Here is an 11,684-nt window from a genome sequence, read left to right as displayed (position 1 = left end):
CCGAAATTACTCGTTCATGAAATTCTAAAAATTGCTGGAATTTTGTGTATTGATAGTGTCATACGCGCTTAGTGTGCAAGAAAAGAAAAGACGGCAAATGTGAGGATGAAAACAGCCTCTAAACGAGTAAATTTGATTTTTTAAGCAAATTTACTCAGCAAAAAACCACATAAATTTACGCAAAACAGCCAAATTTAGCTAGCGTAAAATCACACTAAACGGCTAAATTTCCTTGGCGATCTTGCTCATTTTATTGAGCAGTTTTTCACGTTCATTTGGCTTTAGGTTGCCGTATTGAAGCTTTGTTATCATCTGCATGAAGTCAAATTGTTTAAACATTTGTGCATCGCTTTTTAGCTCTTTTTCTAGCTGTTTATAAATTTTTTCAGTCTCTTTATTTGCTTTTTCTAAATTTTGTAAAAAGCTTCCAGTCGCGCTCATATCAAGGTCGTTTTTTGCAGCTTTATCGATGGCATTTTTTAGATTTGCTAAATTTTCAGAAATTTTCATCAGCATTTCCTTTTGGATTTTAAAATTTAGAGCAAAATTTATTCCTAAATTTCCTCCCACCATTTTTTTCTAGGCGGATTTTGTGCGGTGAAAACTTCCCCGATCATCGGCATTGCGTAGTTTAGCTCAAGTTTTGTCGCTGCCTTTTCAAAACGCTTGATCGGCTCATCCCAAGCGTGATAAGATAGATCAAATTTACCCCAGTGCACCGGTACACCAAGCTTTGCACCAAGATCTTTTAGCGCTTGCGCCGACTCCTCTGGCCTCATATGCACGTAAGGCCAGCCATCGCCGTAAGCACCATTTTCTATAAAAACTAGATCAAATGAGCCAAATTTCTCATTTATCATCTTAAAATGTTTGCCGTATCCGCCATCTCCGCTAAAATAAAAGCTAAAGCCAGCCTCTTCAACCGCCCAGCCACCCCAAAGTGTCGTGTTTCTTTTAAATGTGCGCCCGCTAAAGTGCCTTGAAGGGCAAAACGTGAAGTTTAAATTTCCTATTTTTTGCTCACCAAACCAGTCAAACTCATAAATTTTAGATTCATCAACGCCCCATTTTACAAGGTGAGCTTTTACGCCAAGCGGCACTAGAAATTTGCAAATTCTATCTTTTAGCTCAAGTATCGTTTTATGATCAAGATGATCGTAGTGATCGTGCGAGATGAGGGCGATATCGATCGCATCTGGGTAGTCACTAGTGGTGATAGCATGCTCGTAGGCAAAGGGCTTACCGCCAATTGGCAGTGGAAATGCTCGGTACAAAACAGGGTCCGTGATGATGGTTTTGTCATCAAGCTTGCATATGAGGCTAACGTGCCCTAGCCAGATAAACTCACCATTTTTGAGGGCATTTGCATCAAATTTTAAATTTGGCAAAGGCTTAGTTGGTAGCTTACCTTTTGGTGGAAAAAGTGTTTGGCGGACGAAATTTAGCATAGATGCTTGCGGATTATTTTTTACCATATCAATCGTTGGCTCTAAATTTATAAAAACTTTGCCGTTAAAATTTGGCGAAGCCTTTATCAGCTTTTGGCTTTTAATATCTGGCACGCCACCAAAAACTGGGGCAAATCTCATAAATACAAAAACTGCAACAATAAGCAAAAGTATAACTATAAAAATTCCCATAAAAAGCCTTTTAAATTTAAAGGTCGGATTATATTTTAGATTTTTAAATTTCAGTTTTATTTAATTAACCCGAGCTTAAATAATTAACTTGTAAATTTAAACTTAATTAAGATATTTTTACTCTTTATAGGAAAATTTTATTAATAAATATTATCCTTTAGCAAACAAATATACCTAAAAATCGATATTAAGTAGATAATCTTAAAAATATATAAAATAAAAATTTAATTCTAAAAATACAAAATTTGTCAGATAGATGACGGAATTTATTCATTGTAAGTTATAGAATTATTACAAAAATTAGGAAGGAGCGTTTGAGATGTTAAATAAAAATTTAACTATCTCTATTTTGGTGACTAACCATCACTTTAAAAGTGAGCAGGGCAGTTTAGCCTTGTTTAATGGGAGGAATTTATGAAAAAACATAAATTTGTGATTGCCGATTATAAACGCTGTATAGGATGTGCAACCTGCATGGCTGCATGTTTTAAGAGCGCTTATGAACGCGGCAAGCTGTCACGTGCAAGGCTAAGTGTGCTAAGAGAAGCTACTGGCGTTATGCCAACTCAGTGCAGACAATGCGACGATGGTCCTTGTGCGAATGTGTGTCCAACTGGAGCGTTGCGATTTAATGATAATTGCATCGAGCTTCACGAGGAAATTTGTATAGGCTGTAAGATGTGCACGATCGCTTGTCCTTACGGTGCGATAAGCTCAAGTGCAGAGCTTATGCCTTCAGTAAATTACGCTGTCGAGCCAAAGTACAACCTTGAGATAGAGTCACAATCAGGTGCAAAAAATATCGCTGTTAAATGCGATATGTGCTTTGGTCGTGAGAACGGACCAGCTTGTGTTGATGTCTGTCCAACGAGTGCTCTTGTTATGATTGATCCAGAAGAGGGTAAACATAAACTTGGCAAGAGGATAGATTATGAAGCAGCGAATAAATTTGCTACTAAAATTTTAAACGGACAAGGAGCATAAGATGACTACGGTTTATATGCTATTTCTTGTAAGTGCCGTCGTTAGCATCTTGCTTTATTGTGCTCCAAAGGCCGCTGTAAAGGTTGGTTTTGGACTAAGCGCTTTAAGCTGTTTTTACGCGATGTGCCACTTTGTTGCAAATATGGGAGTAAGCGATAGCTTTGCTCTTATGGATGGCTTTTTGTATTCGCCAAAATTTGCGCTAAATCCACTTGGAAATTTCTTTAGCTTTGTAGTTGTTTTCATCGGATTTGCAAGTAGCGTTTATGGTATGAGCTATGCAGATGAGTACATCAAAAAAGCAAACGTTGGCGTATTTGCATGTTTGTTTAATACATTCATTCTTTCAATGCTTCTAGTAATTAGCGCTGATAATGTATTTTGCTTTGTTGTTTTATGGGAGCTTATGACTCTTATTTCATCATTTCTTATCATCGTCAATGATGGTAAAAATACACTTAAAGCAGTTATGGTATATCTTGGCATCGCACAAATCGGTGCATTTTGTATCACCTGTGGCTTGCTTATCACTGCATACTACGCAGGAAGCTTTGAGTTTAGCGCATTTATGGGCGTTAAGATGCCATTTGGCGCTTCTGTTGCTGTATTTGCGCTATTTTTGGTCGGCTTTGGTAGTAAAGCTGGTATGTGGCCATTTCACGTTTGGCTTCCACAAGCTCACCCAGCAGCCCCATCAAACGTTTCAGCCCTTATGTCAGGCGTTATGATTAAAGTTGCTCTATTTACATTAGTTAAATTTACACTTTACTTGCCACTTAGCACATATTTTGGACTTACTATACTCGCTCTTGGTGCAGCTAGCTCACTATTTGGTGTTTTATACGCTCTTTGCCAACACGACTTTAAGGCTTTGCTTGCTTATCACTCAGTTGAGAATATAGGTATCATCTTGCTAGGTCTTGGTACAGGAATTTACGGCGTTGCAGCCGGAAATTTAACACTTGCAGCAGTAGGTTTTCTAGCAGGTTGCTACCACGTAGTTAACCACGCTATATTTAAAGGTCTGCTTTTCCTTTGCGCTGGTTCAGTTATCCACGCTACTCATACACAAAATATGGACATCCTTGGTGGTCTTGCTAAAAAGATGCCATGGACAAGCCTTGGTATGTTTATAGGTATCATGGGTATCGCAGCTTTACCTCCAGTAAATGGCTTTGTTTCAGAGTGGTTTACATATCAAGGTATGCTTCAAGGTGCGATGGGAGAAGGAACATTAGTTAGATATGCATTTACACTTGGCGTCGTAGCTCTTGCGCTAACAGGCGTTTTGGTTGGTATGCACCTTAAACTTTACGCTGTTATATTTGCAGGTACTCCAAGAGATCAAAAAATTTGGGAAAATGCTAAAGAGAGTCCAATAGGCATGGTTCTTGGTATGATCATCCTAATGATAGGCTGCGTTGGCTTTGGTCTTGGCGCAAACTACATAGTTGATTACATCATGCAAGCTGTAAATTCTATCGCTATAAGCGACTATAAAGCTAGCCTTGGTGCTATAAATGTAACTTCACCTATAGGCAGTATGATCTCAACTCCACTTATCGCTTTAGTTTTATGTGCGACTATGATTTTGCCATTTATCATCCTTGCTGTTATGAAAGCAAATAGAGATAAACCACGCGAGACTGATCCTTGGGCATGCGGCTTTAAATATAGCTCACGTATGCAAATGACAGGTGGCCCATTCACTGGCGACCTTAGAAAAATTATGCAATGGCTATTTAGAGCTGATAAAAAGATCGTTACTAGAAATTATTTTGACGCGGTTGAATATCACAACCATCCAAAAGATATCTGGTGGGGAATGTTTTATGAGCCAGTCATTAAATGGTGTATGAAATTTGCCGATAAACTAGGCATTGTTCAAAGCGGATATACAAACATATATACACTTTATATTCTAGTTTATTTATGTGCCATACTTGCTGTGGGCTACTTTTTAGTTTAGGAGACGAAAATGCAAACTATACTTTTAATGATATTTCAAGTAGTCGTTATCGTTTTGGTAGCTCCTTTGTTTGATGGTATGGCAAGAAAACTAAGAGCTAGACTTCAATCAAAACAAGGTAGCGATTTCTTTCAAACATATCGCGATATTATAAAACTCTTTAGAAGAGGAAGAACCGTCCCTGAGTGCTCTCACTGGGTATTTAGATGGGCTCCATTTTTCCTTTTTGCAACTTCAGCTGCAGTGCTAGCTGCTATACCTATAACATATAGCAAAGACACTGTTTTTGGAGCATATTCAGATATATTTGTGATCCTTTATCTTGGCGCATTGCTTAGATTTGTATTTGGTGCAGCTTCAATGGATAGCGGCAACCCATTTGCAGCAACAGGCGGCGGCAGAGAGCAAATGCTGGGTGTATATGTCGAGCCAGTTATGATCATGTGCCTAATCGTAGTAATGCTTGCAGCTAAAACATCAAATTTAATTGAGATCCAAGAGATGGTAAAAACTGGTGTTATCGGATATCAAATCCCAAGTTTTGCCGTAGCTTCTATCGCATTTTTATGGTGCATGTACGTTGAGACTGGCAGAAAACCATTTGACGTAGCTGAAGCTGAGCAAGAGCTTCAAGAAGGCTTGCTTGGCGAGTATGCAGGTAGCGACCTTGGTTTAGTTCAAGCATCACTTATATTAAAACAGTTTGCTATGATCGGACTTTTCCTAACTATATTTGAGCCATGGAATTTTAGCAATCCTTTCTTAGCTATTATCGTTTTTGTGATAAAAACTGGAGTATTTTATGTAGCAGCTGTCTTTATAGACAACTTTGGACCACGCTTTAAAATGACTTCATCTTTACGCAAAAATGCGCTTGGTGCACTTGCTATCTCGTTTGTTGCACTAACACTTTATGTAGTAGGAGTGTGAGATGCAAACACTTGATATTTTAGCCATTTGCATGATCGTAACTTCGCTTGCGGTTTTTGGTCTTAGAAGCTTAAAACTCTCAATCATCGCTTATGCGATTGAGACACTACTTTTAGTTAGCATATTTTTCTTGCTATCTGAGAAATTTAACGCCGAACAGCTCAAAACTTGGGCGATAGTTGCCTTTTTTACCAAAGTTTTGCTTGTGCCAGGAATTTTATTCTGGCTTATCAAAAAACTTGGCGTAGTTAGCGAAGATGAGCCAGTTGGTGGATTTTTTGTAAGTCCTGTTATTGCTATGGGATTTTCTCTAGCTCTTTCAATGAGTATCCACCCTATATTTTTAAAATTCTCTCTTATCAAAGAAGAGATCATGCTTATCGCAGCTGGAACCGTCTTTATGATGGGAATTTTTGGCTTCATGCTAAGAAACTCATTTATAAAACAAATTCTAGCTTACTGCTTGTTTGAAAACGGCATCCACCTAAGCCTCGCTCTAATGGCTTATAACTCACATGAGTTAGTCGAGCTTGGAATTTTAACAGATGCGATATTTGCCGTTATCATCATGAGCGTCTTAGCGATTAGATTTTATAAAGCTTATGATAGCTTAGATACTTCTAAAGCTTCGAATTTAAGGGGTTAGAGATGGATAGTTTAGCTTTAATACTTATCTTACCGCTCCTTGGTGCTTTGGTCTTGTTTTTGAGTCCTAAAAATTATGCGGTATTAAGCGGACTTCACGTTTTGTTTTCTGCTGCGACATCGGTGGCTTTACTTAACAATGTTCTTAAAGTCTTAAGTAGCGGAACTTTTTATAGTTTTGATAAATTTTTGTTTTTAGATAGCTTAGGCTGTGTTTTCTTGGTGCTTATCGCAGTAACTGGATTTATAGTAAATTTCTACTCTATCCACTACATGAGATGGGAGCTTGAAGACGGACACATTCACTTAAACGATCTTAAAAAATACTACGCACTAAGCCATGTATTTATCTTTACAATGACTTTAAGCGTTATTTGCAACAACGTTGCGTTTATGTGGGCAGCTATCGAGGCAACAACTCTTGCTTCAGTATTTTTGGTCGCTATCCACAAAGACCAAAAATCAACAGAAAGTGGCTATAAATACATCGTTCTTTGCTCAATCGGCCTAGCATTTGCACTTTATGCGACTGTTCTTTTATATTCAGCCACATTTAGCACTCTAGGAGATGGCGAAGCTTCTATGCTATTTTCAAGCATAATGGCAAATGCTAAAAATTTAAACCCAGATGCAGCAAAGCTTATCTTTGTATTTGCTCTAATTGGTTTTGGTACAAAAGCTGGTCTTGCTCCAACTCACACTTGGCTACCAGACGTTCACGCTGAAGGTCCAGCACCTATCTCAGCTTTGCTTTCAGGCGTACTTTTAAAATGTGCGATGCTAGCGCTCTTAAGATACTACGCTATCACAGCTCAAGCTGTTGGATTTAGCTTTGTTGAGGGCATAATGATCGTTTCAGGAACTATCACACTCTTTGTAGCGGGATTTTTCCTAATCAGACAACACAACGTAAAAAGAATGTTTGCATATCACTCAATCGTTCACATGGGTGTTATCGCATTTGCACTTGGTGTTGGCGGTAAATTTGGTCTATTTGCAGCGATATTCCACTGCTTGGCTCACAGCTTCACAAAAGCTTTGGCATTTTGCTCAACAGGCAATATTGCAAGAATTTACGGCCATAAAGATATGAGTAAGATGGGTGGCATGGTTAAGATCGCACCGATCACCACTATAATGTTTGGCGCGGCTGTTTGCTCACTTGTTGGTGTTCCAGCGTTTGCTATATTTGTTAGTGAATATAACGTATTTGTAGGAGCTATCACAAGCGGTCAATACATCGCAGTTGCACTATTTGCTATTGCACTTGCAGTTATTTTTATAGCTGACTTTGCACACTTTAACATGGCAAGCTTTGGCGAGCCAAAAGGTGTGATCGTTCACAACAAAGAGATGAGTTTGTTAGAGAATTTACCTCTTATAGCACTTTGTGCCCTTATCATAATCTTTGGCGTATGGCATGTAGATAGCTTTTATACGCTAGTGGATAACGGTGTTAATATAATGATGGGAGCTTTAAAATGAGAGGCGATAAATTTATAGAAATCCTAAAAACTAAAGTAAAAATTTTAGAGGTAACTCGTCAAGCAGACGATCAGATCACTGTTTTAGTCGATAGAAATGACCTCCCGCTAGCTGTTAAGACGCTTTACTATGATATCGGCGGCTTTATAAGCACAATGATACCAAACGACGAGCGTCAGATAAATGGCAGCTATGCGCTTTACTACGCTATCTCAATGGAAGGTAGCAAGATGACAGAAGCGGACGACTTTGCACCTGAGGATAAGTGCTTTATTACTGTTAAAACTCTTATCCCAGGAAGCGATCCGACATTTCCATCAGTTACTCCGCTAGTGCCAGCTTGTGTTTGGTATGAGAGAGAAACTTATGATATGTTTGGCCTTGTGGCCGAAGGTTTACCTGATAAAAGGCGTCTAGTTTTAAGTGATGACTGGCCAGACGGACTTCACCCACTTAGAAAAGATGCGATGGATTATCGCTACCGCCCTGATCCAGTTGATCACAGAGATGAGCCTGATTCTGAGTTTTTGTTCCCAACAGGTGATGCAGTAGTTGATGTGCCACTTGGACCACTACATATTACTTCAGATGAGCCTGGTCACTTTAGACTTTTCTGCGATGGCGACGAGATTATAGACGCTGACTACCGCTTGTTCTATCAACACCGCGGTATGGAAAAGCTAGCTGAAAATAGAATGAACTATGATCAAATGGGCTATCTTGCAGAGCGTGTTTGTGGAATTTGTGGTTATGCTCACGCTATTGCGTGTATCGAAGCTGCAGAAAAAGCTATCAAGCTTGAAATTCCACTAAGAGCTCAGGCTATACGCGTCATTTGTCTTGAGATCGAGCGTCTTCACAGCCACCTTTTAAATATCGGTCTAGCTTGTGAGGTCACTGGTAATTACAACGCTTTCATGCATATCTTTAGAGTTCGTGAGTACTCTATGGAGCTAGCTCAGCTTGTAACTGGTGGACGTAAAACATACGGCAATGTCGTTATGGGCGGCTTAAGACGTGATATGACAAGCCACGAGATCAAAAAAGGTATCGAGATCATAAATAAACTTGATATTCAAATTTCAGAAATTTGGGATGCAGTTTTGGAAGATAAACGCCAAATCGGACGCTGGAAAGGTGTAGGAATCCTAGATCGCCAAATAGCACGTGACTTTAGCCCAGTTGGTCCAAATATGAGAGGCTCTGGCTTTAAACGTGATAACCGCTACGATCATCCATACGACTTTTTTAAACAGATAGAATTTGAAGTAGCAGTTGAGCATGGTTGCGACGTTTTTGCTCGTGAGATGGTTAGATATAAAGAGCTAAAAAGCTCTATCCACATCATCCGCCAATGCTTTGAGCTAATGCCTCAAACTCCGATCATGATCGATCCTGTGACTATGATCAAACCTGAAAATTTTGCACTTGGTCATGATGAAGCACCACGTGGCGAGAATGTTCACTGGATCATGCAAGGCAGTGCTCAAAAAGTATATCGCTGGAGATGCAGAGCTGCAACATATAACAACTGGCCAAGCCTAAGGTATCAATTTAGAGGAAACAACATAAGTGACGCTGCGCTTATCGTTTGCTCACTTGACCCTTGCTACTCATGTACAGAGCGTGTTACATTAGTCGATGTAAGGACTAAAAAGAGCAAAATTTTAACAGAGAAAGACCTTAAAAAATTCTGTCAAGATGGCGGGGTTAGTAAGAAGGATTTAAGATGATGAAGTTATTTGACATCACAGAAAAATATGGAAAGGCGACATACGCCTATCCATTTGAGCCATATATTGTTCCTGAAAATTTCCGTGGTCAGCCAAACTATACATACGATCTTTGCATAGGTTGTGCAGCTTGCGGTATCGCTTGTCCTAGTAACGCGATAGAGCTTAAGATGAACGATGAACAAACAAAGCTTGTTTGGGAATTTGACTGCGGACGCTGCATATTTTGCGGACGCTGCGATGAGGTTTGCCCAACTGGAGCCGTTCGCCTAAGTGATAGCTTTGAGCTTGCAGTTAAATTTGACAAGAGCGCTCTTATACAAAGGGGCGAGCTTGAGATGCAAACTTGCAAATGCTGCGGCAAGCCATTTACGCCAAAAAGGCTTATAAATTTCACCCTTGAAAAGCTTGGAACAGCAAATTTACTCCCAGGCAGACTTGAAGAGGCAAAAGACTACCTTTATATCTGCCCAGAGTGCAAGAAAAATCAATCTGCTGAGAGGCTAACAAAAGGCATTGAGGAGGCTATAAAATGAGTCTATATCAAGTCCCAGAGGACATAAAAACAGCAAATGATCTAACTGCAAAGTTAGAGCATCTAAAAAATATCAAAAGAAGCTTTAGCGTTTATAGGATCGACTGCGGAAGCTGTAACGGCTGTGAGATAGAAATTTTTGCAGCTATTACACCGATGTGGGATCCTGAGCGTTTTGGTTTCAAGCTTGTTGCAAACCCAAGACACGCTGATATTTTGCTCTGCACCGGTCCTGTAACAAGACAGATGTATTATCCGCTTCTTCGTGCTTATGAGGCGACCCCAGATCCTAAGATCGTAGTTGCTCTTGGTGCGTGCGGAAGCAGTGGCGGAATTTTCCATGACGCTTATAGCGTTTGGGGTGGCATCGATAAGATAATCCCAGTCGATGTTTATATCCCAGGCTGTCCTCCACACCCAGCAAGCATTATTTACGGTCTTGGCATGGCTCTTGGTATCATAGATCAAAAGCTTCATAAAAAAAGCTATGAGGAAGATAATACATTGCCACCTTCAGTTGAGAAGTCAGTCATAGGCGATATCTTGTTTGAGCGCGACTTGCAAGCTGAAAGTAGAAGGCTAATGAGCTATATCTTTGGTAGAATCCTTTTTGAAAAATATATGAATGCTATCAAATGTTCAAAAGATGTCCATGACCCAAGCATTTCAAGAGAGGCTGTGCTTACAGCTATCAAAAAAGAGGAAGATCCTAGATATGCTGAGTGCATGGGGCTTTTGCATAATGATGTCTATCTAAAATATGCAAAAGCTGATAAAAGCTTTGCGATAGATGTTGATAGCGAGGTTTGGAGTAAGAGATGATACAAGTTTATAAGCTTACAAAAAGGCATATGGACGACAACGACAAGCTTCCACGCGAGCTAAAGGAGATAAAAATTTTCTCCACTTGTGTGGGGCATGGCGTTGGCACGATTGATTTTAGCGAGAAAATTTTAGAGCTAAGCGATGAGGAATTTGACGAGATGATCAAAAACTCAGGCGAATACGTGAAATTTAAAATCGGAAATTTAAGCAAATATTTTGAAGTTGAAATTTTTGCTGAGCATATCGCTAAACTCTTGCCGCAGCTTTGTGAGTGTAAGCTTAAAGAAATTTTGGCAAATTTAAAAGAGGGATATATCGTGCTTAGGAAGGACTTTTGATGAAAAAGGCCATTCTTTGCATCGGTAATCCTATGCGTGGTGATGATGATGTGGGTAACGAAGTCGGCCGCATCGTAGAGGCCGAGCTAAAAGAGTGGAAGGTCTTTTTTGGGCAAGATGTGCCTGAGAATGAATTCTCAGCTATTAGAGAATTTGCGCCTGATATTTTGATAGTAGTCGATGCGATGAGCGGCTTTGATGAGGATAAGATAGAGTTTTTCGACCTAAGTGACGATAGAGACTATATCTACTCGACTCACAATCTTCCAACGCCAGTGCTTTTAAGCTATTTGCGAAAAATTTGCCCAAAGACGCTTTTTCTTGGCATTAGTGTCTTGCTCGAAAATGTCTTAAATTTTGAAGAAGGACTAAGTGAGCAGGCTAAAAAAAGTGCCAGAAAAGCTTTTTTAAGAATTGTAGAGATTGATAAAAATTTAGTCGGTTAAATTTAGCAAATAGCTAAATTTAGTCTTTTTAGTTGCTAAAGGCAAAATTTACTTTTAACCGCAAGCATTGATTTGACTTTAGTGATTTTGCAAAGTGTTAAACTTTGGTCGCAAAGATGAGCTTGGCTCATGTGCGAGATTGAAAATAAAAAGG

Annotated in this window: 12 protein-coding genes; 10 read left to right on the top strand and 2 right to left on the bottom strand. The window is 39.4% G+C overall.

Going from position 1 to position 11,684, the window contains the following annotated elements:
* Window positions 1-222 precede the first annotated feature (222 nt).
* Window positions 223-510: a hypothetical protein gene (locus CVS97_RS05640; RefSeq protein ID WP_107785383.1), complete on the bottom strand. Its 288-nt coding sequence runs from the start codon at window positions 508-510 to the stop codon at window positions 223-225.
* Window positions 511-554: 44 nt separating this feature from the next.
* Window positions 555-1,640 (bottom strand): MBL fold metallo-hydrolase, encoded by a 1,086-nt coding sequence (locus tag CVS97_RS05635; RefSeq protein WP_107785382.1) that lies wholly within the window; start codon window positions 1,638-1,640, stop codon window positions 555-557.
* Between the two features lie 414 nt (window positions 1,641-2,054).
* Between CVS97_RS05635 and CVS97_RS05630 the strand changes: the two genes are divergently transcribed.
* From CVS97_RS05630 to CVS97_RS05585, 10 genes are read left to right on the top strand one after another with little or no spacing between them, the layout of a single operon-like run.
* Window positions 2,055-2,624 carry a 4Fe-4S dicluster domain-containing protein gene (locus CVS97_RS05630; protein ID WP_021091760.1) on the top strand — a complete coding sequence of 190 codons (570 nt, stop codon included), beginning with the start codon at window positions 2,055-2,057 and terminating at the stop codon, window positions 2,622-2,624.
* Window position 2,625: 1 nt separating this feature from the next.
* Window positions 2,626-4,593 (top strand): proton-conducting transporter membrane subunit, encoded by a 1,968-nt coding sequence (locus tag CVS97_RS05625; protein WP_107785381.1) that lies wholly within the window; start codon window positions 2,626-2,628, stop codon window positions 4,591-4,593.
* A gap of 9 nt (window positions 4,594-4,602) precedes the next feature.
* Window positions 4,603-5,523 carry a respiratory chain complex I subunit 1 family protein gene (locus CVS97_RS05620; RefSeq protein WP_084041928.1) on the top strand — a complete coding sequence of 307 codons (921 nt, stop codon included), beginning with the start codon at window positions 4,603-4,605 and terminating at the stop codon, window positions 5,521-5,523.
* Window position 5,524: 1 nt separating this feature from the next.
* Complete coding sequence (hyfE, locus tag CVS97_RS05615) at window positions 5,525-6,169, top strand: hydrogenase 4 membrane subunit (RefSeq protein WP_072594544.1); 645 nt, start codon at window positions 5,525-5,527, stop codon at window positions 6,167-6,169.
* Between the two features lie 2 nt (window positions 6,170-6,171).
* Window positions 6,172-7,653, top strand: coding sequence for a hydrogenase 4 subunit F (locus CVS97_RS05610; RefSeq protein WP_107785380.1), 1,482 nt, complete (start codon window positions 6,172-6,174; stop codon window positions 7,651-7,653).
* The gene (locus CVS97_RS05605) at window positions 7,650-9,386 is read left to right on the top strand and encodes an NADH-quinone oxidoreductase subunit C (protein WP_107785379.1); all 1,737 of its coding nucleotides are present in this window, start codon (window positions 7,650-7,652) and stop codon (window positions 9,384-9,386) included. Before CVS97_RS05610 ends, CVS97_RS05605 begins: the two co-directional genes overlap by 4 nt.
* Complete coding sequence (locus CVS97_RS05600; RefSeq protein WP_021091765.1) at window positions 9,383-9,922, top strand: formate hydrogenlyase complex iron-sulfur subunit; 540 nt, start codon at window positions 9,383-9,385, stop codon at window positions 9,920-9,922. Before CVS97_RS05605 ends, CVS97_RS05600 begins: the two co-directional genes overlap by 4 nt.
* Window positions 9,919-10,743, top strand: a complete 825-nt coding sequence (locus CVS97_RS05595; protein WP_021091627.1) for an NADH-quinone oxidoreductase subunit B family protein — start codon at window positions 9,919-9,921, stop codon at window positions 10,741-10,743. The genes CVS97_RS05600 and CVS97_RS05595 overlap by 4 nt, the downstream gene beginning before the upstream one ends.
* Window positions 10,740-11,084 (top strand): formate hydrogenlyase maturation HycH family protein, encoded by a 345-nt coding sequence (locus CVS97_RS05590; RefSeq protein WP_021091884.1) that lies wholly within the window; start codon window positions 10,740-10,742, stop codon window positions 11,082-11,084. The genes CVS97_RS05595 and CVS97_RS05590 overlap by 4 nt, the downstream gene beginning before the upstream one ends.
* Window positions 11,084-11,530 carry a hydrogenase 3 maturation endopeptidase HyCI gene (locus CVS97_RS05585; RefSeq protein WP_021091859.1) on the top strand — a complete coding sequence of 149 codons (447 nt, stop codon included), beginning with the start codon at window positions 11,084-11,086 and terminating at the stop codon, window positions 11,528-11,530. Before CVS97_RS05590 ends, CVS97_RS05585 begins: the two co-directional genes overlap by 1 nt.
* The last annotated feature ends 154 nt before the right edge of the window (window positions 11,531-11,684 follow it).

Source organism: Campylobacter concisus, from assembly GCF_003049735.1.
Taxonomy (GTDB): domain Bacteria; phylum Campylobacterota; class Campylobacteria; order Campylobacterales; family Campylobacteraceae; genus Campylobacter_A; species Campylobacter_A concisus_AN.
Note: the sequence above shows the minus strand (reverse complement) of the source record. Positions and strands in the feature narration are given on the sequence as shown.

Coding starts and splice junctions, on each gene's coding strand:
- CVS97_RS05640 (WP_107785383.1), bottom strand. CDS start 510: ATGAAAATTTCTGAAAATTTAGCAAATCTAAAAAATGCCATCGATAAA.
- CVS97_RS05635 (WP_107785382.1), bottom strand. CDS start 1,640: ATGGGAATTTTTATAGTTATACTTTTGCTTATTGTTGCAGTTTTTGTA.
- CVS97_RS05630 (WP_021091760.1), top strand. CDS start 2,055: ATGAAAAAACATAAATTTGTGATTGCCGATTATAAACGCTGTATAGGA.
- CVS97_RS05625 (WP_107785381.1), top strand. CDS start 2,626: ATGACTACGGTTTATATGCTATTTCTTGTAAGTGCCGTCGTTAGCATC.
- CVS97_RS05620 (WP_084041928.1), top strand. CDS start 4,603: ATGCAAACTATACTTTTAATGATATTTCAAGTAGTCGTTATCGTTTTG.
- hyfE (WP_072594544.1), top strand. CDS start 5,525: ATGCAAACACTTGATATTTTAGCCATTTGCATGATCGTAACTTCGCTT.
- CVS97_RS05610 (WP_107785380.1), top strand. CDS start 6,172: ATGGATAGTTTAGCTTTAATACTTATCTTACCGCTCCTTGGTGCTTTG.
- CVS97_RS05605 (WP_107785379.1), top strand. CDS start 7,650: ATGAGAGGCGATAAATTTATAGAAATCCTAAAAACTAAAGTAAAAATT.
- CVS97_RS05600 (WP_021091765.1), top strand. CDS start 9,383: ATGATGAAGTTATTTGACATCACAGAAAAATATGGAAAGGCGACATAC.
- CVS97_RS05595 (WP_021091627.1), top strand. CDS start 9,919: ATGAGTCTATATCAAGTCCCAGAGGACATAAAAACAGCAAATGATCTA.
- CVS97_RS05590 (WP_021091884.1), top strand. CDS start 10,740: ATGATACAAGTTTATAAGCTTACAAAAAGGCATATGGACGACAACGAC.
- CVS97_RS05585 (WP_021091859.1), top strand. CDS start 11,084: ATGAAAAAGGCCATTCTTTGCATCGGTAATCCTATGCGTGGTGATGAT.